Origin of the sequence: Bradyrhizobium sp. 17 (genome assembly GCF_023073515.1) — a bacterium.
Taxonomy (GTDB): domain Bacteria; phylum Pseudomonadota; class Alphaproteobacteria; order Rhizobiales; family Xanthobacteraceae; genus Bradyrhizobium; species Bradyrhizobium canariense_D.
Genome location: NZ_JADPJQ010000117.1, coordinates 384,182 through 409,077, shown reverse-complemented (window position 1 = coordinate 409,077; position 24,896 = coordinate 384,182). Strand labels below are relative to the sequence as shown.

General features: G+C 63.4%; 21 protein-coding genes and 2 pseudogenes. 12 read left to right on the top strand and 11 right to left on the bottom strand.

Features of this window, described 5'->3' with window-relative positions; genetic code table 11:
- The first annotated feature begins 117 nt into the window (after nt 1-117).
- On the top strand, nt 118-1,497 hold the full coding sequence (locus tag IVB13_RS26990; protein WP_018453378.1) for an LLM class flavin-dependent oxidoreductase: 1,380 nt from the start codon (nt 118-120) through the stop codon (nt 1,495-1,497).
- 160 nt (nt 1,498-1,657) lie between these two features.
- Here the strand turns inward: IVB13_RS26990 and IVB13_RS26985 are convergent, their stop codons facing one another.
- The 4 genes from IVB13_RS26985 to IVB13_RS26970 all read right to left on the bottom strand — a co-directional run bounded on the left by IVB13_RS26985 (nt 1,658) and on the right by IVB13_RS26970 (nt 6,889).
- The gene (locus IVB13_RS26985) at nt 1,658-3,319 is read right to left on the bottom strand and encodes a thiamine pyrophosphate-binding protein (RefSeq protein ID WP_018453377.1); all 1,662 of its coding nucleotides are present in this window, start codon (nt 3,317-3,319) and stop codon (nt 1,658-1,660) included.
- Nucleotides 3,320-3,424: 105 nt separating this feature from the next.
- Nucleotides 3,425-3,928, bottom strand: a complete 504-nt coding sequence (locus IVB13_RS26980; protein WP_018453376.1) for a GFA family protein — start codon at nt 3,926-3,928, stop codon at nt 3,425-3,427.
- A 217-nt stretch (nt 3,929-4,145) separates the two neighbouring features.
- A complete protein-coding gene (locus IVB13_RS26975) occupies nt 4,146-5,273 on the bottom strand; it encodes an alkene reductase (RefSeq protein ID WP_026232520.1) in 1,128 nt (375 codons plus the stop codon).
- Nucleotides 5,274-5,392: 119 nt separating this feature from the next.
- Nucleotides 5,393-6,889 (bottom strand): aldehyde dehydrogenase family protein, encoded by a 1,497-nt coding sequence (locus tag IVB13_RS26970; RefSeq protein ID WP_247299325.1) that lies wholly within the window; start codon nt 6,887-6,889, stop codon nt 5,393-5,395.
- 194 nt (nt 6,890-7,083) lie between these two features.
- Here IVB13_RS26970 and IVB13_RS26965 point away from each other — a divergent pair, with 194 nt between their 5' ends.
- On the top strand, nt 7,084-7,929 hold the full coding sequence (locus IVB13_RS26965) for an SDR family NAD(P)-dependent oxidoreductase (RefSeq protein WP_018453373.1): 846 nt from the start codon (nt 7,084-7,086) through the stop codon (nt 7,927-7,929).
- Nucleotides 7,930-8,093: 164 nt separating this feature from the next.
- Here the strand turns inward: IVB13_RS26965 and IVB13_RS26960 are convergent, their stop codons facing one another.
- The 6 genes and pseudogenes from IVB13_RS26960 to IVB13_RS26935 form a co-directional block, all read right to left on the bottom strand.
- Nucleotides 8,094-8,300: a hypothetical protein gene (locus IVB13_RS26960; RefSeq protein ID WP_007615092.1), complete on the bottom strand. Its 207-nt coding sequence runs from the start codon at nt 8,298-8,300 to the stop codon at nt 8,094-8,096.
- A gap of 71 nt (nt 8,301-8,371) precedes the next feature.
- A complete protein-coding gene (locus tag IVB13_RS26955; RefSeq protein ID WP_018453372.1) occupies nt 8,372-8,785 on the bottom strand; it encodes a Rieske (2Fe-2S) protein in 414 nt (137 codons plus the stop codon).
- A gap of 14 nt (nt 8,786-8,799) precedes the next feature.
- Nucleotides 8,800-9,911, bottom strand: a pseudogene (locus IVB13_RS26950) (amidohydrolase family protein).
- A gap of 13 nt (nt 9,912-9,924) precedes the next feature.
- Nucleotides 9,925-10,989, bottom strand: coding sequence for an amidohydrolase family protein (locus tag IVB13_RS26945; protein ID WP_247490906.1), 1,065 nt, complete (start codon nt 10,987-10,989; stop codon nt 9,925-9,927).
- 224 nt (nt 10,990-11,213) lie between these two features.
- The gene (locus tag IVB13_RS26940) at nt 11,214-11,489 is read right to left on the bottom strand and encodes a YiaA/YiaB family inner membrane protein (protein ID WP_007615098.1); all 276 of its coding nucleotides are present in this window, start codon (nt 11,487-11,489) and stop codon (nt 11,214-11,216) included.
- 39 nt (nt 11,490-11,528) lie between these two features.
- Nucleotides 11,529-12,224, bottom strand: a complete 696-nt coding sequence (locus tag IVB13_RS26935; protein ID WP_018453369.1) for a PspA/IM30 family protein — start codon at nt 12,222-12,224, stop codon at nt 11,529-11,531.
- Between the two features lie 103 nt (nt 12,225-12,327).
- On the opposite strand from IVB13_RS26935, the gene IVB13_RS26930 reads away from it, so the two are divergent.
- From IVB13_RS26930 to IVB13_RS26920, 3 genes and pseudogenes are all read left to right on the top strand, one after another.
- Nucleotides 12,328-12,936: a TetR/AcrR family transcriptional regulator gene (locus IVB13_RS26930; protein ID WP_026232519.1), complete on the top strand. Its 609-nt coding sequence runs from the start codon at nt 12,328-12,330 to the stop codon at nt 12,934-12,936.
- A gap of 112 nt (nt 12,937-13,048) precedes the next feature.
- The gene (gene hydA / locus IVB13_RS26925; RefSeq protein ID WP_018453367.1) at nt 13,049-14,503 is read left to right on the top strand and encodes a dihydropyrimidinase; all 1,455 of its coding nucleotides are present in this window, start codon (nt 13,049-13,051) and stop codon (nt 14,501-14,503) included.
- 10 nt (nt 14,504-14,513) lie between these two features.
- A pseudogene (locus tag IVB13_RS26920) lies at nt 14,514-15,188 on the top strand (HAMP domain-containing sensor histidine kinase); the annotation flags it as partial.
- Here the strand turns inward: IVB13_RS26920 and IVB13_RS26915 are convergent.
- A complete protein-coding gene (locus IVB13_RS26915; protein ID WP_007597071.1) occupies nt 15,145-15,285 on the bottom strand; it encodes a hypothetical protein in 141 nt (46 codons plus the stop codon). The pseudogene IVB13_RS26920 and the gene IVB13_RS26915 overlap by 44 nt on opposite strands.
- A gap of 79 nt (nt 15,286-15,364) precedes the next feature.
- On the opposite strand from IVB13_RS26915, the gene IVB13_RS26910 reads away from it, so the two are divergent.
- The 7 genes from IVB13_RS26910 (at nt 15,365) to IVB13_RS26880 (ending at nt 24,452) form a co-directional block, all read left to right on the top strand.
- On the top strand, nt 15,365-15,934 hold the full coding sequence (locus IVB13_RS26910; protein WP_018453365.1) for an alpha-ketoglutarate-dependent dioxygenase AlkB: 570 nt from the start codon (nt 15,365-15,367) through the stop codon (nt 15,932-15,934).
- Between the two features lie 230 nt (nt 15,935-16,164).
- Nucleotides 16,165-16,659 (top strand): hypothetical protein, encoded by a 495-nt coding sequence (locus IVB13_RS26905; RefSeq protein ID WP_018453364.1) that lies wholly within the window; start codon nt 16,165-16,167, stop codon nt 16,657-16,659.
- Nucleotides 16,660-16,793: 134 nt separating this feature from the next.
- Nucleotides 16,794-17,723, top strand: a complete 930-nt coding sequence (locus IVB13_RS26900; RefSeq protein ID WP_018453363.1) for a carboxylesterase family protein — start codon at nt 16,794-16,796, stop codon at nt 17,721-17,723.
- A 247-nt stretch (nt 17,724-17,970) separates the two neighbouring features.
- Nucleotides 17,971-18,975 (top strand): TRAP transporter substrate-binding protein DctP, encoded by a 1,005-nt coding sequence (gene dctP, locus IVB13_RS26895; protein WP_051112953.1) that lies wholly within the window; start codon nt 17,971-17,973, stop codon nt 18,973-18,975.
- Nucleotides 18,976-19,049: 74 nt separating this feature from the next.
- Entirely contained in the window at nt 19,050-20,972 is a 1,923-nt protein-coding gene (locus tag IVB13_RS26890; protein WP_245288368.1) for an EAL domain-containing protein, read from the top strand.
- 157 nt (nt 20,973-21,129) lie between these two features.
- A complete protein-coding gene (locus tag IVB13_RS26885; RefSeq protein ID WP_143273909.1) occupies nt 21,130-22,512 on the top strand; it encodes an HlyD family secretion protein in 1,383 nt (460 codons plus the stop codon).
- Nucleotides 22,509-24,452 (top strand): glycosyltransferase, encoded by a 1,944-nt coding sequence (locus IVB13_RS26880; RefSeq protein WP_247299319.1) that lies wholly within the window; start codon nt 22,509-22,511, stop codon nt 24,450-24,452. The genes IVB13_RS26885 and IVB13_RS26880 overlap by 4 nt, the downstream gene beginning before the upstream one ends.
- Nucleotides 24,453-24,896: the final 444 nt, after the last annotated feature.

The window sequence follows — 24,896 nt, the reverse complement described above, 5'->3', positions numbered from 1 at the left end:
CGGCAGCGCCGCTGATTTTGGCCTTGCCAACGTCGCGCTATATGCAAGAACTTCGCCAAGTTCGGGCGCAGCTCTATCATTCGAAGAGCGCCCGGTACAGGGCGCCGGGGGACCATCATGGCCAAGCAGATCAGGCTCAATGCATTTGCGATGAATTGCGTCGCGCACCAATCACCGGGCTTGTGGACCCATCCGCGCGACCGCACTGCCGAATATAACCGCCTGCCCTATTGGATCGATCTTGCCAGAACGCTGGAGCGCGGCCGTTTCGACGGACTGTTCCTGGCCGACGTGCTCGGCGTCTATGACGTCTACGGCAACAGTCCTGACGCAGCCTTGCGCAACGCAGCCCAGTCGCCCTCGAACGATCCGCTGCTGCTGCTGTCGGCAATGGCCGCCGTGACGCAGAATCTCGGCTTCGGCGTCACCAGCAATCTCTCCTTCGAGCCGCCCTATCCGTTCGCGCGGCGGATGTCGACGCTCGATCATCTCACCGAGGGGCGTATCGGCTGGAACGTCGTCACCGGCTATCTCGACAGCGCCGCGCGCGGCGCCGGCAAGGACAAGCAGATCGGGCACGACGACCGCTACGAGATCGCGGACGAATATATGGAGGTCGTCTACAAGCTCTGGGAAGGGAGTTGGGAGGACGACGCCGTGCTGCGCGACCGCACGCGCGGCATCTTCACCGATCCCACAAAGGTCCATCGCGTCAACCACGAGGGCGCGAACTACCGCATCAACAACACCATCCACCTGAGCGAACCGTCGCCGCAGCGGACGCCCGTGCTGTATCAGGCCGGCACCTCGCCGCGCGGACGGCAGTTCGCGGCACGGCACGCCGAATGCGTGTTCATGTCGGGGCCGTCAGCCAAGGTGATCGCGCCGCGCGTATCGGCGATCCGTCAGGAGGCCGCCGCGTTCGGCCGCAATCCGGCGGAAATCCTGATGTTCTCGATGATGACGATCATCCTCGGGCGGACGGAAGCCGAAGCGAACGAAAAATATGCCGACTATCGCCGCCACATCAGCCCGGAAGGCGCGCTGGCGCTGATGTCGGGATGGACCGGAATCGACTTCTCCGGCTACGAGCTCGATCAGCAGGTGCGCCATGTTCAGAACGATGCCGGCCGCAGCGCACTCGATAACGTCACCCGCGCCGATCCCGATCGCGTCTGGACCGTGCGCGACGTCATCGAGCATGTCGGCGTCGGCGGCGCAGGTCCCGTCGTGGTCGGCACGCCGGAAATGGTCGCGGACAAGATCGAGGCGTGGTTCGAGGCGACCGATGTCGACGGCCTCAACGTCGCCTTCGCGATCTCACCCGGCGATTTCGAGGACATCGCCGACATGCTGGTGCCGGAGCTGACGCGACGCGGGCGGTACAAGGCGGAGTACGCGCAGGGCACGCTACGCGAGAAGCTGTTCGGCGAGGGGCGGGCGCGGCTAGGTGCGCCGCATCCGGCGGCAGGGTTCAGAGTGGGGAGAAAGGGGTAGCGCCGCTAGGTACGCTGTCATGCCCCGGCTTGACCGGGACATCCAGTACGCCGCAGCGTCTCGACTCAATCACCGCCGGCTCTGGAATACTGGATCAGCCGCCTTCGCGGGTGATCACGACTGATAATGTGGCGGCACCAATGCCGCAGGTGACGCTGCCCTACAGCTTCCCGTCCACCATCACCTCGATCAGTTTCGTCCCCGGCCGGCCAAACGCCGACGCCAGCGTCGCCTTCAACTCTCGGGGATCGCTGACTTTGATTGCCTCACATCCCAGCGCCTTAGCCACGCCCGCGAAATCCACCGGCGGATCGACAAAATCCATGCCGACGTAATTGTCGTCGCCGTGGAAGGCGAGCAGGCGCTGCTTGATGATGCGGTAGCCGCCATTGTTGGCAATGACCACATTGAGCGGCAGCTTGTGATGCGCCGCTGTCCACAGCGACTGGATCGAATACATCGCGCTGCCGTCGCCGGAGAAGCAGACCACCGGGCGATCGGGATTGGCGATGCTGGCGCCGACGGAGGCCGGCAGGCCCCAGCCGATGCCGCCGGAGGCAAGGCCGTGATAGCCGAAGCGATCGCGGTGCGCACGCAAGGCCGTGATCTGGCGGCTCGAGGTGAGGCCTTCGTCCACGAGGATGGCATTAGCGGGCATGGCCTCGACCATTTGCAGCACCAGCCAGTCCGGATCGATGGGGCTGCGGTCCGCGGCCTTGCCGATCTGCTCGACCAGCGCGGTGCGCCGCGCGGTCCAGTTCCTCGGCGCGAGTTCGGTCAGCCGTTGCTTCGCGCGGCTCGCCAGGGCAGCGCCGCCCATCTCCTTCAACACCGGGATCAGCGCGCGCAGCGTTTCCTTCAAATCCGCCTTCAGCGCGATCTCAGCCCCGTAGTTCTTGGCGATCTCCCAATCGCCGAGGCCGATCTGCACGATGCCAAGGCCCTCCGGCAGCGCGTCGACCTCGCTGTAGACCGACATCCGCAAGGGATCGCCGCCGAGCGCGATCAAGAGGTCGAAGGGCGCAAGCGTGTCGCGCGCGACTTTCTGGACACGTGCCAGCGTGCCGACGAAGCTCGGGCTCTCCGAGAGGAAGTGCGAGCCATAGGGCGTCGAGGATTGGTAGGCAGCCGCGCCGAGTAGTTCTGCGAGTTCGGCGGCCTCCATCAGCGCATCGCTCTTGACCACTTCGTCCATGGTGACGATCACGGGACGCTCGGCCCTGAGCAGTCGGGCGGCGAACGCCTTCAGTGCCTCATCCGATGGTCTTGTGCGAGCGTCAATGCGGGTGGAGCGACCGAGATCGATCCCTGCCTCGCTGTTGAGGATATCGCCGGGCAATGAAATGAACACCGGCCCGGTCGGCGGGGTGGTTGCGACTTTTGCGGCGCGGCGCACGATGCGCGGCAGATCCTCGAGCCGCGTCACCTCGACCGCCCATTTCACCAGCGGCTCGGCCATGCGCACCAGCGGCCCATACAGCACCGGCTCCATCAGTCCGTGGCCCTGCTCCTGCTGGCCCGCGGTCAGGATCATCGGCGTGCCCGTGAACTGGGCGTTGTAGAGCGAGCCCATCGCGTTGCCGAGGCCGGGCGCGACATGGACGTTGCAGGCGACCAGCTTTCCGGAGGCGCGGCTATAGCCATCCGCGATCGCCACCACCAGGCTCTCCTGCATCGCCATCACATAGGCGAGGTCAGGGTGATCCTTCAGCGCATGCATGATCGGCAGCTCGGTGGTGCCGGGATTGCCGAACAGATGCGTGATGCCCTCGTCCTTGAGCAACGCGAGAAAGGCGGAGCGGCCGGTGATCTTGTTCTTCATGTTTCCTCCAGAGGCGGACGTTGCCGCAAGGCAAAAAGCATGATGGCCGAAATCGCGGGAGGCGCGCAAGGAAGCGCGGTCATGGCTGCGTTGCGTGGGACAGCGCTACATCTCCTCGCGCCCCAACTCGAACGGATCCTCGCCGCTCGCCCGCTTCTTTTTTTTCGAGCGCTGCCAGACCACACCGGGAAAGCCTTTCAGCGGCACCAGCGGCTCGCCGGTATAGGTCCATTCCTGCAGCTCTTCGATCGCGATGTGATAGAGCGGCTGGCGGCCGGTGCGTTCCCTAAACAGCGCACGGGGGATGTTGACCATATGCGGCCCGCGCGGGCGCTCATATGCGATCGGCGTGCCGCAATGCGCGCAGAAGCTGCGCGCGGTCTTCGTTGCCTTGTCCTCGTAGCGCGTCAGCGCCGTCTTACCTGCGGTGATGCGAAACCGCTTCTTCCAGCTTCCGACATAGGTTGCATAGGCGGCGCCGTGGGCGCGACGGCTGGCGGCGGAGTGATCGTGCCAGGCCCAGCGTGCGGGAACGTCGATCTCGAAGGTAACCCTGCCGCAGAGGCACTGGCCGGTGGCTATACCTGCGGCGGCTGCGGCTTTGGCCATTGTCTCTCCTCTCGTCATTGCGAGCGCAGCGAAGCAATTCAGAGTCTTGCCGCCGAGGCAGTCTGGATTGCTTCGCTGCGCTCGCAATGACGGAGTTCGTGGTGTCAGTCGGGGCAACACAATAACTCTGTAGCCCGGATGAGCGAAGCGACATCCGGGAAGACCAGAGCTTGAGTGAACCCCGGATATCGCTTTGCTCATCCGGGCTACAGCAGTGTCAGACCGGCGTCAGTTCGTCGTACGCGGGATAATCCGTATAACCCTTCTCCTCGCCACCGTAAAACGTCGCACGGTTATACGGCGTGAGAGGGTAATCGTGCTGCAGGCGGAGCGGCAGATCGGGGTTGGAGATGAAGATGCGGCCGAAGGCGATGATGTCAGCATGCCCCTCCGCAATGGCGGCGTTCGCGGTCTCGCCGGTAAATCCGCCGGCGGTCATCAGCACGCCGCTGTAGAGCGGGCGGAACAGCAGCATCGCCGACGGCACGTTCTGCCAGTTGACTTCGGCGCGCCCCGAGCCGCTGGAGCGCGGTTCGATGAAATGCAGATAGGCAAGACCGAGCTTGTCGAGCGCGTTGACCACGTGCGTGTAGAGCGGCATCGGATCGGGCTCGCCGGAATCATTGGCGATGCCGTGGGGCGACAGCCGCACGCCGACGCGGCCCGCGCCCCAGACGTCGATCGCGGCCTCGGTCACTTCGAGCAGAAGCCGCGCGCGGTTCTCGATCGAACCGCCATATTGATCGGTGCGCTGGTTGCTGCGTGATTGCAGGAATTGCTCGAGCAGATAGCCGTTGGCGCCGTGGATCTCGACCCCGTCGAAGCCGGCGGCCAGCGCGTTCTTCGCACCCTGCCTGAAGGCCTCGACGATGCCCTTGACTTCATCCGTGTCCAGCGCGCGCGGCGTCTCATAGTTGGAGATCTTGCCGTCGGCAGTCATCGCCTTCATGCCTTCGGCCTTGATCGGGATCGCGGAGGCCGAGACCGGCAGCTCCCCGCCGTGGAAGGAGGAATGCGAGACGCGGCCGACGTGCCAGAGCTGGAGAAAGATGATGCCGCCCTTGGCGTGCACGGCGTCGACCACCTTGCGCCAGCCCGCGATCTGCGTCTCCGAATAGATGCCGGGCGTCGCTGGATTACCGCGGCCGTGCGAGAGCACGGGCGAGGCCTCGGCGATGAGCAGGCCGCCTTGGGTGGCGCGCTGGCCGTAATATTCGGCGTTGAGCGGCCGCGGCGAAAAGCTCTCGCGCTCGGCCCTCATGCGCGTCAACGGCGCCATCGCGACGCGATGCGCGAGCGTGTACGGACCGACCTGCAACGGTTGAAACAACGCCTCGAATTTCATGCTGGCCTCGAATGGCGAAGGAAGGATGCGCATCATATAGCGAGGGGCGGCTACCGAGAGAAGGCGCCGCCCCTGCAAAAGCAGATATTCCCTCCCGCGGAACGCGGGAAAGACCAGTGTTACGCCGTCTTGATCCACACCGCCTTCACGTTGAGATATTCCTCGACGTGCTGCTTGCCGGATTCGCGGCCGTAGCCGCTCATCTTGTAGCCGCCGAAGGGCACGGCCGGGTCCATCGCCTGGTAGCAGTTCACCCACACCGAACCGGCACGGAGCCTCTTCGCGACCGCATGCGCCTTGCTGACGTCCCGCGTCCACAGGCCCGAGCCGAGACCGAACGTGGTGGCGTTGGCGCGCTTGACCAGCTCGTCCATGTCCTTGAACGCGATCGCCGAAATGACGGGACCAAAGATCTCCTCCTGCGCGATGCGCATATTGTCCTGGACGCCCGCGAACACTGTCGGCGAGACGAAGAAGCCTTTTGCAAGCGCGCCTTCGGTGACGCGGCCACCGCCGGCAAGCGCCCGCGCGCCTTCCTTTTGGCCGATGTCGAGATAGCTGGTGACGCGCTCGAGCTGTTGCTCGGACACCAGCGGTCCGATCTGGGTGTTGGGATCGAGGCCGTTGCCGACCTGCAGTTTCTTGCCGAACTCGGCCACGCGGCCGACGAACTCCTCATAGATCGACTGCTCGACGAAAAGCCGGGTGCCGGCGCTGCAGATCTGTCCCGAATTGGCGAACACCGCCATCGCAGCGCCCGGCACGGCCGCATCGAGATCGGCATCCGCGAACACGATGTCCGGCGACTTGCCGCCGAGCTCGAGCGAGACGCGCTTGAGGTTGCCGGCCGAGGCGCGGATGATCGACTGGCCCGTGACATGCGAGCCGGTGAAGGCAACCTTGTCGACGTCGTGGTGTGCGGCAAGCGCCGCGCCCGCAGTCTCGCCATAGCCAGGCACGACGTTGATGACGCCGGGCGGAACGCCCGCTTCCATCGCCAGCTCGGCGATGCGCAGCGAGGTCAGCGGCGCTTCTTCGGCCGGTTTGAGCACGACGGTGCAGCCGGTCGCGATCGCCGGACCGATCTTCCAGATCGTCGCAGTCAGCGGACCATTCCAGGGAATGATGGCGCCGACGACGCCGATCGGCTCCTTCAGCGTGTAGGAGAAGATTTCGCCGGGCAGCGAGTTCTCGATGGTCTCGCCATGGATCGCGGTGGTCTGGCCGGCATAATAGCGCAGCATGCCGACGGCGCGCAGGCGATAGGCACGGGTACGGCTGAGCGGCGCGCCCATGTCGAGCGTGTCGAGCTGCGACAATTCGTCGAAATTCTTCTCGACGAGGTCGGCAAGCTTCAGGAGCAGATTCTGCCGCTCGAACGGCTTGACCTTGCTCCAGGGCCCTTCGAAGGCGCGGCGAGCGGCAGCAACTGCGCGATCGATATCTTCCTTGTCGCCCTCGGCCACTGTTGCGAGCAGTTCGCCGGTCGCGGGGTTGTGGGTCTCGAAGCGCTTGCCTGAGGCAGCATCGACCCACTTCCCGTCGATCAGCATCTGCTTGTAGGATCCGTTGGCGAATGGATGGCGCGTGATCGGAATAGCCTGCGACACAGCCATGGCTGAACTCCCTGTCAATGATTGATTGGTTCGATCTGGGTGGGATCGTTGATCGATAGAATACTGCGATGCCGGACAGGCGTAAAGTAGAGGCGTAGAGTCGGCGCGGAACGAACACCTCCCATGCCGACTTGTGCGGGGTCGCGCGAGTGCCATGTTATAGCACGACCGAGCCCCTCCCCGGAGACCGATCCATGCCACATCCCGCGATCATCAAAGACAATGTTGCCGTGATCACCGGTGGCGCGTCCGGCATCGGATTCGCCGCCGCCGCAGCCTTCGCGCGAAACGGCGTGAAGGTGTGTATCGCCGATGTGGATCAGGCGCGGCTGGCGGACGCCGCGACAAGACTCTCATCCCTCACGTCCGCCGCACATGTGATGACCTTCGCGATTGACGTCAGCAAGGCCGAGAGCGTGATGGAACTGGAGCGCGCCGTCCACGAGCGCTTCGGCGGCACCGACATCCTCATGAACAATGCGGGCATCCAGCCCGGCAGCACGCTGTTCGGCGAACCCAACAACTGGCAGCGCATCATCGGCGTCAACATGTGGGGCATCATCAACGGCTCGCGCACCTTCGCGCCCAACATGATCGCGCGCGGCAGCGCGGGGCTCATCATCAACACCGGGTCGAAGCAGGGCATCACCACCCCGCCCGGCGATCCCGCCTACAACGTCTCCAAGGCAGGCGTGAAAGCTTTTACGGAAGCGCTCCAGCACGAGCTGCGCAACACTGCGGGTTGCCGCATCACCGCGCATCTGCTGATTCCCGGCTTCGTCTTTACGGGCCTTACCGCGAAGGGCCGCACAGAGAAGCCGGCCGGCGCCTGGACGGCCGAGCAGACCGTGAATTTCATGTTGGCGCGGCTGGAGGCCGGGGATTTCTACATTCTGTGCCCGGACAACGATGTCCCGCGCGCGCTCGATGAAAAGCGCATGCTGTGGGCCGCCGGCGACATCGTGGAGAACCGCCCGCCGCTGTCACGCTGGCACCCGGACCATGCGGATGCATTCGCGAAGTTCGTGAAGGGGGATTAGGCGTTTTTCCTTCTCCCCTTGTGGGAGAAGGTGGCGCGAAGCGCCGGATGAGGGGTTGCATCCGCAAATTCAGGAGCAGTGTCTCTCGCAGAGAGAAACCCCTCGCCCGTCTCGCCGCTATGCGGCGAGCCACCCTCTCCCACAGGGGGAGAGGGCGAAGAAACCTACAGCGTCTCTTGCTGATGCCCGCAATTCTTGCAGGCGAACTTGATGCGGGTCTGGCCCTTTGGCGCCTGCACACGGTTCGGGGCGCCGCATTTACCACAGACGGCCTCGATGCGAGTATCGCCCTGCTTGACGACGACGGTTTTCTTTTCCATCGATTCGCGGATCAGGCGCTCGGCCTCCTCACGCAGTGATTGTTTCGACAAAGCTCGTCTCCGCCATAAATGCGGGCGAGGCTTATCCCACCTGCGGCGAAATCACAATCCGAAACGGCTGCTCAGACCTCGACAATCACGTAGCTGTCCTCGACATGCACCGGAAAGGTCTCGGCAACATACGGGCCTTTCTGGAGTTCCTCGCCTCGCTCCACCGCGACCGGATATGACTTAATCTTGACGCGCTTCGGGTCGAACCAGGATTGGCCGTTGCGCATGTCGAACTCCCAGCCATGCCAGGGACAGCGCAGCATCTCGCCGACGCGCGAGCGCTGATAGATGCCGGGCTCGGGCGAGGTCAGTCGCGCGACACAGGCCGCTTTCTCCAGCGGCGCGCCTTCGTGCGGGCAGCGGTTCAGCAAAGCGAAGAACTCGCCATTGACGTGGAACACGACAATGTCGCGGCCGGCGACATCGACGACCTTGTTGCCACCGGGTGGGATCTCCGAGGTGGACGCGACGATGTGACGGGCCATCCGTGCAGACCTTCTCAGAACTTGTAGACCGCGCGGGCATTGGTGCTGAAGATCTTCCTTCGCTCGGCCTCCGTCAGTGGCGTCTTGAACGCAAAGCGCGGATCGTCGAAATCCCAGTGCGGATAGTCCGACGAGAACAGGAGACGGTCGATGCCGACCCATTCGATCAACGAGCGCAGGTGCCGGGCTTCGTCAGGTTCGTCGATCGGTTGCGTCGTGAACCAGAAATGCTCGCGGACATATTCCGACGGCTTGCCTTGAGATGCGGCACCTCGCTGCGAAACCGCTCAAAATGCTGGTCCATTCGCCACACCGCGGACGGGATCCAGCCGAAGCCGCCCTCGATAAAGACAAACTTCAATTTCGGAAAACGCTCCGGCACACCCTCGATCACGAGGCTGGCAAGCTGCGCCGCAATGGTGTGCGCGTTGGACTGGTGCTCCTCGACATAATAGGACGGCCAGCCGCCACCGGTCGGCGCATGCCCGCCATAGCCGCCGACATGGATGCCGAGCGGCAGGTCCAGTTCTTGGGCACGCTCGTAGATCGGCCAGTAGCGGCGGCGGCCCAACGGCTCGTTGGCGCGCGGCGAGACGTTGATCTGGACGTATTCGCCGATTTTCGCGCAGCGTTCGATCTCGGCAATGGCGAGATCGACGCCGTCCTGCCCGACCAGGATCGAAGCCTTCAGGCGCGGGTCGCGATGCGACCAGAACGCCAGTTGCCAGTCGTTGATGGCACGCTGGATCGCGGCGCCGAATTCGAGGTTCTGCTGCGAGAAGATGAAGAGATCGAGCACCTGCAAAATCCCGAACTCGACATCGAGCGGATCGAGATGCTGCTTCTGCATGAAGGCGAGATCCGAACCGGGCGGCCCGCCGGTCGGCGGCCAGGCATCGCGCCGCGCGATCAGCGGCGAAGAGCGCGGATAGGGCGTGGTGAACAGATAGGGCGTGCGCAAATGGCTGCCATATTCCTTCAGATGCTGCTGCCAGCGCTTTGGCAGAAACTCGTTGAGATCGTCGAACGAATGCAGGCTCGGATGAACGTCGCAATCGACGATGCGCAGCCGCGAAGCGGCAGGCTTTTCGTCTTCTCGTAGTGGGCGGTCGATGACGTCACTCATGCGAAACTCCGGTCTAGTTGGCGAGCGACAGCCGCGGAAACGTCTCCAGCGGGTTGTCGACGCACATCTTCGAGATGATGCTGTTCGGCAGGTCCGGCGGGATCGGATCGTCGCCGTCGAACTGCCAGTGCGGATAGTCGGACGCGAACAGGAACATCTTGTCCGAGCCGATCTGGTCGATGATCTCCTCGACGCTTTTGGCGTCGCCCGGCGCGTCGAACGGCTGCATTGTGACACGAAAACTGTCGCGGATGATCGCTGCCGGCTCGCGCTCGACCCAGGGCACCTCGACGCGCACGCCGCGCCAGGTCTTGTTGGCGCGCCACTTGAAAGCCGGGAGCCAGCTCACGCCGGATTCCATCAGCACGACCTTGAGGTCCGGAAACTTGCCGAACACGCCCTCATAGATCAGGCTCAGGATCTGCGCCTGAAATGCCTGCGCCTCGACGAAGTAATATTCGTAGCGGTGCGACGGCCATCCGGCCGAGCTCGGCGCCTGCCGATATTGCGTGCCGGCGTGGATCGCGAGCGGCAGCTTGTACTTTTCCGCGAGCCGATAGACCGGCCAGAAATGCCGGCGTCCCAGCAGCGTCTCGCCCTGCGCCAGCACGAGGATCGACACGAAGCGGTGATCGCCGGCGCGGCGCTCGATCTCCTCGACCGCCAGATCCGGATCCTGCATCGGCACCACGATCGAGGCACGCAAGCGCGCATCGCGCGACAGCCACTCAGTCGCGATCCAGTCGTTGATCGCCCTGCAGAAGTCGGCCGCCATGTAGGGATCGAACACGGCCTGAGCGCCGTAGAGCACGTTGAGAATCGCGTGGCTGGCACCCAACTGCTCGAATGCGCCCTTCTGTACCATCGCAAGATCGGAACCAGGCTTTGCGCCGTTCGCCGGACGCCAGTCGGCGCGGCCCGCCAGCGGCATGCTGGGCGGATAGGAGGTGAGATCGAGCCCGTCGATGGCGCGGCTCACGACCTGCTCTTTCCAGTGATCGCTGAGATACGGCAGCAGCGTCGTGCGCGTGCCACCAACCGCCGGGTGGATGTCGCAGTCGATCCGCGTCACCGCCATGAAGTTCCTCGCCGAGATCTTGTAAGCACATCTTTTTGGCGGCATTCTTTGTGTGCCGCTCGTGCAGAGTGCTCCGGCCGCTGCCGGTGCGCAAGAGCGCACGCCCGCGCGATCCGTCATGGCTCGGTTGCATTTCGCTGGCGCGATAAGGTTTGACGGAATGCATCCGGCGCGAAGCAGCGGAACAAATTGCTCCGCTGCTTCCTTGCGTATTGTCATGCCTCTCAGGCCGCCTTGGAGACTTCCATCAGCAGACGTTCCGCCTTGGCATCCTCGATGCGGTTCACCATCCGGCTACTTTCATGGTTGTCCCGGACCGTCTTGGTCAGGGTGATGCAAGTCTGGATCAACATGACGATGCCCATGGTGAGATAACCCTTCATCCAGAGGTCGATCGGCAGGAAGAAGATGCCGATGGCGATGAGGAAGGCGGAGGCTGCGAAGGACACGTAAGTGAAAGTCACCCAGGCGCCGCTGTGGGGCTGGCCATTCTGGTTCATGATGGTCTCCTGTTGGTTCGAATGATGATGGGTTTGGGATCAGACCGTCGGCGTGCGCTTGGACTTCAACCGTGCCAGCACGTCGTCCGCGGTCGTCTTGAGCCTGGGGCCAAAACCCTGCTCGGCGAGTTTTTCGGCGGTGGCGAGCGGACCGGTGGCCGCATCGAGCTCGACCAGCGCGTCGTCGGCGGCCTGGGCTTCCATCTGCCGCTCACGAAGACGCCTCAAAGTGCTCTCCGCCTCCGGCAGCGTGGATTCGTAGGGGCGTGCCGCCTCGATGCCGCTGCGGCGAAGCGAGCGCACCGCTTCCGAGGCACGGGCGACGCGGCGGCCGCGGTCGAGCTCGGTGATGCGGGCCTGCGCGCTTGCGACGTGCCGCTTCAGCCGCGCGATTTCGGTTGCGAACAGTGCGCGGGCCGTCAGCGCCGCATCGCGATCGGCCTCCAGGCCCGCGATGGCTTCGGCAGCATCGTTGGCGAGATCCTCGCGGTCCCCGTCGAGCGCCGCGACCGCGCGCATCTCGAGATCAGCGATGCGGGCGACGGTCGCCTCGAGCTTGCGAGCTTCCTGCTGGTCCTGCGCAATCGCCAGCGCAAGGGTCCGTTTGCCGCGCTCGACGGCCGCGGCCGCGTCGCGCATCTGTTGATCGAGGATCAGAAGGGCCGTCCGGTCTTCCAGCTCCTCGCTGGCGGCGGCCACGCTGCCGCGGAAAAGTGTCACTACGGTCTTGAACATCTGAAGCTCCCTGTTATGAGCGTTGCTCACGGATGGTTTGTAGCAAGAAACTTGAACATCGTTCAAGGAATATTTGAGCGACGCTCAAGAATTTGGTTTGCAGATGACTAAGCCATTGGAACGCCGAGAGAAACTTCGATCCGATTTGATCCTGGCGGCGGAACGAATGATCGCCGACAGGGGATTGGCGGGTTTAAAGACCCGCGATCTCGCCCGCGAGATCGGCTGCGCCAACGGCGCGGTCTACAATCTCGTCGCCGATGTCGATGAACTGATCCTGCGCGTGGGCTCGCGCACTTTGCTTCGGCTCGACCGGGCCCTGAGCGCGGCGGAAAGCGCGCGCGAGCCGTCGCCGCAGGAGACCCTGGTCCGCATTGCTCTCGCCTATTGCGATTTCGCCGCGGAGAATCTCGAACTGTGGCGCGCTCTGTTCGAGCACCGCATGGCAGCCGACAAGCCCCTCCCCGACTGGTCCATCGACGACCAGCTGCAGCTGTTTCGCCACGTCTACCAGCCGCTGGCCGCGCTATTTCCAAAACGCAGTCGGGAGGAGCTCGGCATCACCGCGCGCAGCCTGTTCTCGGCGGTGCATGGCATGGTGGCGCTGGGACTGGAGCAGAAACTGGTCGCGGTGCCGCTGCCGGCGCTCCGGAAGGAAATCGCGGGCCTGGTGCGCGCGATGATTGACGGGCTGATCGCGCGGGCGGCGTAGGGGCCGAGAGAGCACGGCTCAACTGTCGGCGTGCCTGACTAAAATTCCACCTGTCGCGTCGTGTGCCGCGCGCTTAGCTTCGCGAGGTCCACTTTCCTCTCCGGAGCATCCAATGCCCCTCCTCATCCGCGGCGGCACCGTCGTCAATCATGATCATTCGCGCCGCGCGGACGTGCTGATCGACGGCGAGACCATCGTCGCGGTCGGGCAATCGCTCGATGCGCCGACGGGGTGCGAGGTCATCGATGCCGGCGGCGCCTACGTCATCCCGGGCGGCATCGATCCGCACACTCATCTCGAAATGCCGTTCATGGGCACTGTCACCGCCGACGATTTCGAATCGGGGACCAAGGCGGCGCTGGCCGGCGGCACCACCATGGTGGTGGATTTCTGCCTGCCCGATCCAGGCCAGCCGATGCTCGCGGCCTATCAGGAGTGGCGACACAAATCCGAGAAGGCGGCCTCCGACTACGGCTTCCACATGGCGGTAACGTCGTGGTCGAAGCAGATCCATGACGAGATGGAGACCGTGGTCAAAACCTACGGCATCAACACCTTCAAGCACTTCATGGCCTACAAGGGCGCGCTCATGGTGAACGACGACGAGCTCTACAACTCGTTCGCCCGCTGCGCCCATCTCGGCGCCATGCCTGTCGTGCATGCGGAGAACGGCGACGTCGTCGCCCTGATGCAGGAGGCGCTGATCGCGGGCGGCGTCACCGGGCCCGAGGGACACGCTTATTCACGGCCGCCGGAGGTCGAGGGCGAAGCCACCAACCGCGCCATCATGATCGCCGACATGACGGGGACGCCGGTCTATATCGTGCACACGAGCTGCCGCGAAGCGCATGAGGCGATCGCGCGCGCACGTGCGGCGGGCAAGCGCGTCTATGGCGAGCCGTTGATCCAGCACTTGTTGCTGGACGCCGGTGAATATCAGAACAAGGACTGGGATCATGCCGCGCAGCGCGTGATGTCGCCGCCGTTCCGCGACAGGTCGCATCAGGATAGTCTTTGGGCCGGTCTGCAAGCCGGCTCGCTGCAGGTGGTCGCGACCGACCACTGCGCCTTCACCACCGAGCAGAAGCGGTTCGGGTTCGGCGATTTCAGAAAGATCCCGAACGGCACCGGCGGCCTCGAAGATCGCCTCGCCCTGCTGTGGACCGCGGGCGTCGCCACGGGACGGTTGACGAAGGAAGAATTCGTCGCAGTCACCTCGGCGAATATCGCCCGCATCCTCAACATCTATCCGCGCAAGGGCGCGGTCGCCGTCGGCTCGGATGCAGATATCGTGGTTTGGGATCCCAAGGCGAGCAAGACCATCAGCGCGAAGCGGCAGATGAGCCGGATCGATTACAACGTGTTCGAGGGGTTTTCCTGCACCGGCGGACCGGCGGCGACGCTGTCGCGCGGCCGAATCGTCTGGAAAGACGGCGATCTGCGCGCCGAGGCCGGCGACGGCCGTTATGTCGAGCGCCCGGCGTTCTCGCCCGTGCATGTCGCCAATTCGACGTGGAAGGAGCTGACCGCCCCACGCGCCGTGCCCCGCGGAGCGGTGACGCCGTAGAATTGATGGCCGCGGCCTCGGCGTCCACGTGTTTTCGGCAATGCCTGTCATCGTCAACAACCACGTCGCGGGGGTGATCTACACGACGCGGACGCTTCAGGGCAAAGCGGGCAGCCTGACGCCGGCCGAGCAGGAGACGTTCATCGCCAACATCCTGTCCGACACAAAGCGGCTGGAAGCGATGGCGCAGCGGCTGCGCGAACTCGCGCGTGCCGAAAGCCTGCCGCAAAACGAGCGCACGGAATTGGCGCCGGTGATTGCCGACCTCAGGAGCCGATTTCCGGCGAGCTCGATAGAGGCCAGCGGCAGCCTCGACCTGATGATCGGCATGTCGGCCGAGAAGGCGCTCATCGTGCTGTCGCATCTCGCCGATAATGCGATGCGACACAAGGCTGGGACAATCAGGCTGAAAGCGATCGACGAGCGTACGACCCTGCGTGTGACGGTAAGCAATGACGGCGAGCCGATCTCGACGCCGAACCGCGACAGGATCTTCGACGCGTTCTTCACCACGCGCCGCGACCAGGGCGGCACCGGGATGGGGCTGGCGATCGCGCGCGCGGTGATGGCGAGCCATGGCGGCTCGATCAGGCTCACGCCGACCGATCAGGGCGCGGCGTTCGAGCTGCAGTTTCCAATGGCTAGATCGCGAACACCCAGGCGGCGACGATGGTGCCGATGGTGACCAGACCGGCGATGGTCCAGCCGGCTGCGTATTCCAGCTCAGGATGACCGGTCGCCCGCATGATCTCTGCCGGATCGGCGGTATGCTTCTCTGCCATGACAGCCTCGCATGTTACTTTCCGCGTCATATGTAAGTCGCATCAGCCACCATTAGGTTCCATCACGGAAATGCGAGGAATGACGCAGCTTGGCTTGTTCGACGATCCGCACGCAGGGCCCGCCGGCCTTCGCTATGCCGATGACTTCGTCGAGACCGCCGTCGAGCAGGCGCTCATCGGCCGCATCGCAGCATTGCCGCTCCAGCGCTTCCAGTTCGGCGCCTTCGAGGGCAACCGCCGGGTGGCGTCCTTCGGCTATCGCTATGACTATTCGCTGCAGCGGCTGGCCGAGGCCGAGCCGATCCCGGACTGGGTCCTGCCCGTCGCGCGGCAGGTCGAGGCATGGGCTGGGCTTGCCGGCGGCAGCGTGCGGCAGGTGCTCTGCACCGAATACGAGGCCGGCGTCGGCATCGGCTGGCATCGCGACAAGCCGCATTTCGACAAAATCCTCGGCATGTCGCTGGGCTCGTCCTGCAAATTCCGTTTCCGCCGCCGTAGCGGCGACAAATGGGAGCGCCACACGCTCGAAGCCCGGCCGCGCTCGCTTTACATGATGGACGGCGAGGCGCGGTCGCAATGGGAGCACAGCATCCCGCCGGTCGAGGCGCGCCGCTATTCCATCACCTTCCGGACGATGAAGCAGGCCTGACAGGTCGGCCAAACAAAAAAACGCGAAAACAACCCCATGCACAGTAGAACGGCCGTCTCGGCGCGGGGCTCGGCCCCGCGGCGTAACCGTTTGACACCTCGGAGCAAAACAGCCGTAGCGCGCGAAGGCGCGAGGCGAGGCGAACTTGCCTTCCAATTCGGATTTACATGCTAATCTGGTTCCGCGCGCTTCTCGGAGGGAAGCCGCGATTGCAGGTCCAGGGAGGGAAGATGAAAGCCGGTCGATTGATCTTCGCCTGCACCCTCGTCCTCGCAGCCGCCTCCGGCGTCGCGGGAGCCTCCGACGCGACGCCCGCAAAAGTCTCGGGCGCGACGGCGCTGGCGCTCGCGGGGGTGATCGCGCCGCTGTCGTCGGTCCTGTCTGGCGCCGAGAAGAAGGCAATGGCGATGCTGTTCGCCGCCAACAGCGACATTCCCTACAAGAAGCCGATCATGGTGACCGCCGATCGAATCGTCTGTCGCGCCGGCAATGTCGACATCACCGTCCGGAACTGCGAGGTCACCTTCGGCAAGAAGACCCGGACGGTGAATGGCTCCACGGCCAACGAGATCTTCGCCACCGAAGCTCTGGCCGGCATTCCGGCCGACGGCGCCGCAGGATCGAATTTCGAGAGCCTGACCAAGCTGAGCTGCACGATCGACCCCAATGCCATCCGCCGGAAGGACGGCAGCGGGGCGGATTGCACGTTCCAGCCGGGGAATTGAACCACGCGTGGAGGACGAGCCGAGAGAACCATGGGTGCCGCGAAATCGCCTCATGACCAACTAACTAATAAGGCGAATTGAAAAGACGGGCCAAACGCGCGAGCCCATATCGGGCACGCAGGGCCACCACCGACATGAAGAATTTTCTCGCATTTTTTCTGATTCTGGGCCTGACGGCAGCCTCCGCGCACGGCCCCTTGCCGCCGCGGCCGGCTGCGCCGTCCGATCTTGTCCAGGTCGGCCTCACAGATAGCGACACCACCGCAGGCGGCACCGCGCGGCTATGCGAGCAGGTCACCTTCTCGCGCGGCCTGCGCTACGGCGAGAGCGAAGCCAATGTGCTCGATGTCGCCACCGCCACGACCAAGGCGGATACGCCGCGGCCGGTGCTGCTGTTCGTGACCGGCGACACCTTCACTGGCGACCGCGCCGCGCCGGAGCTGTCGCGCCAGATCCAGGACCAGGCCATGTGCTTTGCCGCGCGCAACGACATGATCGGCGTGCGCGTCAACTACCGGCTGGCGCCCTCGGCGACGTGGCCGGCGGGTGCGAGCGACGTGGCGGCGGCGCTGTCCTGGGTCTACGGCAATATCGACCTATTCAACGGCGATGCCCGCGAGATCGTCGCAGTCGGCTACGGCGCCGGCGCCTTCCACGTCGCCACCCTGCTGGCCCATCCCGAACTCCAGACCGACCGCGCCGATGTCGCGGCGGTCGTGCTGGTGTCCGGGATCTACCGCGCCGGCAAGGACGCCAGCGACAGCGAGAAGGCCTATCTCGGCAGGGACGCCAGCCAGTACAACAAGCGCTCGGTCTTCCCCGGCATCCTCAATGTGGACGTCCCGATCGTGCTGGCCTGGGCCGCGGATGATTCCGCCGGCATCACGGCGCAGGGCGAAACCCTGAAGAAGACGCTCTGCGGCGCCGGCCATTGTCCGCGTAGCGCGCTGCTGCGCAGCCGCGACGGCATCGCGAGCGCCTTCGGCCTCGACGGCTCCGGCGACAGCCTCGCCGAGCCGACACTGCTGCTGGTGCATCAGCTCGAGGCGCGCGGTCTGCCGTAGCGGCGTGTTGCCGGCAGCGCGCTGATAACGTCCACCTTTAGCTGGGTTGCCCTCTCGCGGCCGCGCGCTCTCAGACAATTGTCTCGCCGGCGTTAGCACGCTTCAAACTACGATTCGCGATCTGGTCGCCGCCCGGATCGCCGCGTGCTATCTAGGAGAGTTCTCTGAAGCATTTCTATCTATGGGGGTTCGTTAGGGACCGAGCAAATCGGCGTTTCGACGCGCCGCCGCCACGATCGGAAAACCGATGCTTAGTTTGCTTGCACGATGCGCGGTGATCTCTTTTGCGTTGATTTCGGCCTCCGCCGCCGAACCGGTCAAGCTCAAATTGGCCTTCCCCAGTTCCGACCGCTCGACGAGTTATCTCGCTGCGGTCAAGCCATTCGTCGACGCGGTCAACGCCGAGGCAAGAGGCCAGATCGAAATCGAGACCTATTTCAGCGGCGTGCTTGGAAAGGATCCGGCTGAGCAACCCCAGCTCGTGCTCGATGGTACGGCCGACATCGCCTACGTCGTGACGGGACTGACTCGCAACCGGTTCGCAGACAATGCAATCATCGAGATGCCCGGCCTGTTTACGAACATGCGGGAGTCCGTTGCGGTGTTCAACCGGCTTATGGCCGCCGGCGCGCTGCAAGGATACGACGACTACGTGGTGATCGGCGCCTATGTCACCGAGCCCGAGACGATCCACAGCAACATTCCGATCACGTCGCTGAATGATCTGAAGGACAAGAGAATTCGCGTCAACAATCCGGGCGAAGCCGCAGCGCTCGAAAAGCTCGGAGCGCGGCCCGTATTTCTGCCGGTCACCAAGATCTCCGAAGCCATTGGCAGCGGCAGCATCGATGGCGCCCTGGTACCACCATCTCCATTGGTCGATTACGGCATCAAACGCGTTGCGACCTATCATTACCTTCTTGGCATCAGCGGCGCACCGCTGATGGTTTTGATGAACCGGAAAATATTCAACCGGCTGCCGAAACCTGCACAGGCGACCATCCTCAAATACAGCGGTGCGTGGTCTGCCGGACGTTTCATGGATACCTACGAAGCCGTTGAAAACAGCATTATGGGGGAGCTGAAGTCCGATCCCAAACGCCAGGTGACCATACCCACGCCGTCGGACCTCGATGCGGCCAATGCCGTGTTCGCGGCCGTTGCCGACGATTGGGCTTCGAAAAGTGAGCGCAATGCCGAACTGCTAAAAACGGTTCGGGCCGAGCTCACGAAAATGCGATCGACCCGGTAGCACTGATGCCGTCACTCGCCAGTATCTGGCCTCAGCGAAACATCGTCACCATCGTCGCCGCGCTTGCCATTCTGTTGCTGGGCGCCGGGACGACCCTGAAGATCACGACCGATCATCTTCTCCGTCAAGATGCGACGTCGACCGCTCGTAGCTGGGCGAGGTTCCTGGCGGCCAGTGTCACCGATCTCGAGCAGATCGCCGGCGGCGAGCAGCCTTCCGCCGCGAGCATGGCGTTCTTCCTGTCGGCGCGAAATTCCGGCGAGGTCTTTCACTACGAAATATTCAACCGTAATGGCTACTCCCAGTTCGTTTCGACCCGCGAAAAGATCGCGCTCGTCGACTTGTCTGAATATAGCCCCGATGCGGCGCGATCAGCGGTTGACGGTCTCCCGATCGTCGACGTCAGGGAGGGAAATTCGCCCGACCGACCGGCATTCTTCGCCCGCGCCTATGTCCCGGTCCAGACCGACGGTCGCCTCACCGCTGTCGTTGCGGCCTACGTGGATGAAACCGAGCAACGCAAGAATGTCCACAATACGTTCCTGACCGCGGCCGTGTTCCTTTGCCTGCTGTCAGGTCTCGCCTTCTCCATTCCCGCAATTGCCTGGTATCGGGAAACAAAGGTGAAGCACGCTGACCGGCGCATCCGGTTTCTCGCCCATCATGACGCGTTGACCGGGCTGACCAATCGCCCGCAGCTGATCGAAAAACTGGAGAGCGCCATCGCTCGCCTGCCGATGCGGGGCGGCAGCCTTGCCGTACACTTCATCGACATCGACCGTTTCAAGGAGGTCAACGATTCGCTTGGTCACGACAGTGGCGATTTTCTGCTCAAGTCCATCGCCAAGCGTCTTCGCGCCGCGGCCAGGATCGACGACGTGGTGGCGCGGCTCGGCGGCGACGAATTCGTGGTCGTGCAGAGCGGGATCGCCGGCAAAGCTCAGGCCGAGTCGTTTGCGAGCCATCTCGCCGCCGCGGTAAATGCGACCGTGAAATTCAAGCAGCACGAGATCCTCACCACCGCTAGCATCGGCGTGGCGCTGGCGACGGGGGAAGACACCACCGCCGAGCGGTTGCTCAAGAGTGCCGACCTCGCGCTCTACGCGGCCAAGGCAGCCGGCCGCAACTGCATCCGGTTTTTCCTGCCTGAAATGGACACTGAGCTACAAGCGCGCATCGAGCTCGAGAGGGCGATTCGCGACGCGGTACTGAATGATCGCTTCGAATTGCATTATCAGCCGCTCTTCGAAATATCCCAGCGCCGCCTTGCCGGCTTCGAAGCGCTGATCCGGATGCCCGCGGCGGACGGAACCCTCATTCCGCCATTGACCTTCATTCCGGTCGCCGAGGACTTGCGGCTTATCGACAAGATCGGGGCGTGGGTGTTGCGGGAGGCATGCCGCACGGCCGCGACCTGGCCGGCGCACCTGACCGTTGCAGTGAACCTGTCACCCGTGCAGTTCGTGGCGGGCAACATCGGTGACATCGTCGCCGCCGCACTAAAAGACGCCGGACTCGCGGCGCACCGACTCGAACTGGAGATCACCGAAAGCCTGCTGCTCGGCAACACCGAAACGATCATGGCTCAGCTCCGGACGCTCAAGACGATGGGCGTTGCCATCGTGATGGACGATTTCGGGGCTGGCTATTCGAGCCTCAGCTATCTGTGGCGCTTTCCGTTCGACAAGATCAAGATCGATCGAGCCTTCATGCAGAGCCTCGACGGCCCTCATTGTCAGGTCGGGACAGTAGTAAAAGCGATCATCGCGCTCGGACGGGAACTGCGCATGCGGGTGACGGTCGAAGGCGTCGAGACCGCCAACCAGGCAGCTTTCCTCGACGCGGCCAACGGTGATCAGGTCCAGGGCTTCTTCTTCGGCCGGCCGATCCCCGCCTCAGAGCTCGGCGCCAGCATTCTCGCGGAGTTTGAGAAAGCAATGCCGCGGGCTTCGCCCGCGACCAAGCTGCACCTCGTCAACACATCGGCTGAACGGTAGCACGGACCCGTGCCTCTATCGGCCCAATGCGACTCTTGGCGATCCGCTATCGCAGACAATTCTCATGTTTCAGTTAGCCTTTGCAACACCAACATCGCATTTGGATTCGGCCGGCCGTATCTCGCGCGGAGGTTGCGCGTTGACTCTCAGGTGTATGATGCAAAACAAAACGCGTTTCGATTCGACATTCGAAGGCGGCGGCGGTCCAGATATCGCAAAACCTCTCGCGGTGGACGGAAACCATGACGCGCACGGTTTGCAACGCGCGTTGGATGCGCGTCTCAGTCCCGGCAATGCCGATGCCCCCGCAACCGGCGGCGATGCCGCCGCGGATGTAGCGCAATCCAAGCCGAGCCGGACGCTTCTCCGATTTGTGAAGGCCGCGGCGGGCATCGCCATCGTCGCAGTATTCGGCTGGCTGCCGCTCAGAGCGCTTTTCCAGACGTCAAGCGTCGAAGCCGTCGTCAATTCGAGGCTCGTGACGTTGAGGTCGCCGATTGACGGGAAGATTTCAGCCGGGGCCAGTCTGTCAGGCGATTTAGGCACCGTCGGTGAGGGCACTTTCATCCTCCGTGTCGTCAATCCGCGCGGCGACCGCGTGCGGCTCGATGACCTGCGCAGTCAGATGTCTCGCCTCGAAAACGAAAGGCCGAGCCTCGTTTCGAAGATAGCTTCAGCCCAGGCGGGGCAGAAGGATCTGGCGCGTCAGGCGGCCCTGTTCACAGCGGGGCGCATTCGTCAGCTCGAGGCGCGCATCGCAGAAATCCAAACATCAATCGAAGCGGCCGCAGCGCGTCGTGAAGAGGCGGCAGCCGCGGTGGAACGAGCATCATCGCTCATCAAATCGGGCAGCGTTTCGTCTGTCGAGCTTGGGCGCCTGACGCGGGATCAAACCATTGCTCAGCAGACCGAAATCGGCGCGCGACGCCGTCTGGATGCAACCCAGGTCGAGCTCACCGCCGCGCGCGAGGGCACTTTCCTCGGCGACAGCTACAACGATCGTCCGAGCTCGGTGCAGCGTGAGGAGGAAATGCGGCAGCGGGCTGAAGGCCTCACCGCGGACGTAGCGCACGCCGATGCGCAAATCTCGTGGCTCGTCGGCGAGATAGAATCAGAGCGATCTCGTTACATCGGCCGCTCCGAGGCGGACATCAAGTTCCCCGTCGCCGGCCGAATATGGGAGGTCATGACGGCACCTGGAGAGGACGTCCGGGCCGGACAACCGCTCATTCGTCTACTCGATTGTTCCGGCGCCGTAGTGACGGCGAACGTCACTGAGAGCGTGTATAACGGGCTGCAACTGGGATCTCTCGCACATTTCCGGCCGAGCGCCGGCGGCCCCGAATTGACTGGCACCGTCGTCAATCTCACCGGCTCCGCAGGGGTCGCAGCGAACCTCGCCATTAATCCCGATGCGCTGAGCAAGGAACCGTATCGTGCGACGATTTCGGTCCCCGACCTCAACGATGGCTCCAACGATTGTCCAGTCGGGCGAACCGGACGCGTCATCTTCTCGCCAGACACTGCGAGAAAGCCATGATCGCCGCGCTGACACCGGGCCTTATTGCGCTCGGGTTCTGCGTTGCCGTCCTTCCCTGGTTGCGGCACGAGAACTCCACGGCGCGCTCGCTGATGATCTCAATCGCATTGCTGCTCATGATCCGCTATTTTGGATGGCGCATGACAGCCACGGTGCCGCCCGTCGGCTGGACCGCCGACTTCGCCGTGGGATCCGTGTTCCTCTTCGTCGAGGCTGTATCGCTTGCGGCGGGTGCACTGACACTGGTGTTTCTCAGCCGCTCGACCAATCGAACGCCGCAAGTCGAAGTCAACAGGCGGTGGCTTGCCGGACGGCAAGCTCCGCTGATCGACGTATTCATTTGCACCTACAACGAGGAAACGTCGATTCTGGAGCGCACAATCATCGGCGCCACGGGAATGAACTATCCCAACTACCGCGTCTGGGTTCTGGACGACGGACGGCGTGACTGGCTCGAAAAGCTTGCCGGCCAGCTCGGCTGCCGGTATCTGGCGCGTCCGGACAACAAGGACGCCAAGGCCGGCAACATCAATCACGCCCTGTGGCATGTGGCGGAGCTCGCCGATCCCCCAGATTTCATTTCGATTCTCGACGCCGATTTCGTGCCTATGCCCGAATTTCTCAGCCGCGCGACGTGCCTGTTCCGCGACCAGGGCGTAGGCGTGGTACAGACACCTCAGCATTTCATCAATGCGGATCCGATCCAAACCAATTTGGCCGCGACCAAGGTCTGGCCGGACGAGCAGCGCTTTTTCTTCGATATCCTGATGCCATCGAAGGACGCTTGGGGCGTGGCGTTTTGTTGCGGCACGTCGTCGGTCATCCGATTCTCGTCCCTCGTGAAGATCGGCGGCTTTCCGACCGATTCCGTGACGGAGGACTACTTGCTGACGCTGCGGCTGACGGAAATTGGATCACGCACGGTGTACCTGAACGAGCGTCTGACCTTGGGGCTGGCCCCGGAGGGACTCAAGGAGTACATCACTCAGCGCAGCCGATGGTGTCTTGGCTTCATGCAAATCTTTCGGGGGCGCAGTGGTCCCTTTTCCCGAAGATCGCAGCTGGACGTTGTCGACAGGCTTTCTCTCATCGAAGCATTCATGAGTTGGACCTCGACCTATGTCGTCAAGGTCTTCGGTCTCGTCGTTCCAAGCCTTTATCTTCTCTTCGGCATCAAAGCGGTCCAGGCCGATCTTTTCGAACTCCTCGGATATTTCCTGCCTTTTTATGTCTGGTATTCGCTCACCATGGCCTGGATTTCCCGCGGACGCTCCATGGCGGTGATGTCGGATGTCGCTCAATACATTGCACTGCCGGCGGTTCTCAAGGCCGTGGCGGCGGGACTGCTCCAGACGCAGGGACACACATTCAAGGTCACGGCGAAGGGCGGGGATCGCGACCAACGCTTCGTCGAATGGCCACTGCTCAGGATATACGGCACCGCATTGGCGATTACGCTCGCGGGTATCGTCTATGCCTTCGTGCTTCATGTGCAAGGTGACATGATCGCCTATGGCGGTCTGGCGCTCGCCTGGAGTTTGTACAACGCCATCATTCTGTTGATCGTCTGCCTGGTGTCCATCGAGCAGCCGCGGCGACGGAAGGCCGAGCGGTTCGAGCGAGATGAGCCTGTCCTTTTCAATATCGGTTCCCGGCAGTGCATCTACCGTTTGGCAGACATGTCGATCACGGGCGCTCGCTTCGTGAGCGACAATCCACCACCTGTCGGGACCGCGGTTCGCTGCACCCTCCAGGAGAGAAACGTCGCGGCCCTGGTCGTGCGACGCACGGGGAATGGCTTTGCAATCCGGTTTGATGAAACCCTCAACACCCGCATCGCTCTCATTCGCGCTTTCTATTCCGGTGACTACGTCAGCGCATTCAGCGGCATCCACGCCGCCCCGATCGGCAAAGCATTAATGATGCGGATTTTCGGGTGACTACCTCTGCTGATGAAGCGCAGCACCAAGCTCGCTGAACGTCACCGTCGTTGCCAAGCCGAGCGCTGCAACCGGTTCTTCTCGACCAATGCCTACGTCCAGGCCTTCGGCGCTCGATCGTTCCAGGTAGCGCGCGCCCTATGTAGGCGCCCGCAATTCGCCCTGAAACCAAGCCAAGGTATCAGACGATCTCATTGGGTCGACCAGCACGACCGCGATCTGGTCGACGAAATCGCAAGCGGGACATTCGAAGGTCCAAATCTCAGAACCGGCGGAGCTTGGCGTGATGCGCGCCAGCGTCGTTGTTATCCGGCATGTAGGACAAGGTGGTCGCTGAATGGCCATGAGGCTCGCCTGAATCCGGCGGGAGCGCGATACTCTCAGTCACCGATGGGCGCCGATGCGGGCGGTGATGGACCATCATGGAACCGAGAGCTCTGCCGC

Bases quoted from the DNA above. Each gene is read 5' to 3' on its own strand.
- dctP (WP_051112953.1), top strand. From the start codon at position 17,971: ATGCTTAGTTTGCTTGCACGATGCGCGGTGATCTCTTTTGCGTTGATT.
- IVB13_RS26915 (WP_007597071.1), bottom strand. From the start codon at position 15,285: ATGGCAGAGAAGCATACCGCCGATCCGGCAGAGATCATGCGGGCGACC.
- IVB13_RS26965 (WP_018453373.1), top strand. From the start codon at position 7,084: ATGCCACATCCCGCGATCATCAAAGACAATGTTGCCGTGATCACCGGT.
- IVB13_RS26975 (WP_026232520.1), bottom strand. From the start codon at position 5,273: ATGAAATTCGAGGCGTTGTTTCAACCGTTGCAGGTCGGTCCGTACACG.
- IVB13_RS26985 (WP_018453377.1), bottom strand. From the start codon at position 3,319: ATGAAGAACAAGATCACCGGCCGCTCCGCCTTTCTCGCGTTGCTCAAG.
- IVB13_RS26990 (WP_018453378.1), top strand. From the start codon at position 118: ATGGCCAAGCAGATCAGGCTCAATGCATTTGCGATGAATTGCGTCGCG.
- IVB13_RS26970 (WP_247299325.1), bottom strand. From the start codon at position 6,889: ATGGCTGTGTCGCAGGCTATTCCGATCACGCGCCATCCATTCGCCAAC.
- IVB13_RS26935 (WP_018453369.1), bottom strand. From the start codon at position 12,224: ATGTTCAAGACCGTAGTGACACTTTTCCGCGGCAGCGTGGCCGCCGCC.
- IVB13_RS26930 (WP_026232519.1), top strand. From the start codon at position 12,328: ATGACTAAGCCATTGGAACGCCGAGAGAAACTTCGATCCGATTTGATC.
- IVB13_RS26880 (WP_247299319.1), top strand. From the start codon at position 22,509: ATGATCGCCGCGCTGACACCGGGCCTTATTGCGCTCGGGTTCTGCGTT.
- IVB13_RS26910 (WP_018453365.1), top strand. From the start codon at position 15,365: ATGACGCAGCTTGGCTTGTTCGACGATCCGCACGCAGGGCCCGCCGGC.
- IVB13_RS26940 (WP_007615098.1), bottom strand. From the start codon at position 11,489: ATGAACCAGAATGGCCAGCCCCACAGCGGCGCCTGGGTGACTTTCACT.
- IVB13_RS26885 (WP_143273909.1), top strand. From the start codon at position 21,130: ATGCAAAACAAAACGCGTTTCGATTCGACATTCGAAGGCGGCGGCGGT.
- IVB13_RS26905 (WP_018453364.1), top strand. From the start codon at position 16,165: ATGAAAGCCGGTCGATTGATCTTCGCCTGCACCCTCGTCCTCGCAGCC.
- IVB13_RS26980 (WP_018453376.1), bottom strand. From the start codon at position 3,928: ATGGCCAAAGCCGCAGCCGCCGCAGGTATAGCCACCGGCCAGTGCCTC.
- IVB13_RS26955 (WP_018453372.1), bottom strand. From the start codon at position 8,785: ATGGCCCGTCACATCGTCGCGTCCACCTCGGAGATCCCACCCGGTGGC.
- hydA (WP_018453367.1), top strand. From the start codon at position 13,049: ATGCCCCTCCTCATCCGCGGCGGCACCGTCGTCAATCATGATCATTCG.
- IVB13_RS26945 (WP_247490906.1), bottom strand. From the start codon at position 10,989: ATGGCGGTGACGCGGATCGACTGCGACATCCACCCGGCGGTTGGTGGC.
- IVB13_RS26900 (WP_018453363.1), top strand. From the start codon at position 16,794: ATGAAGAATTTTCTCGCATTTTTTCTGATTCTGGGCCTGACGGCAGCC.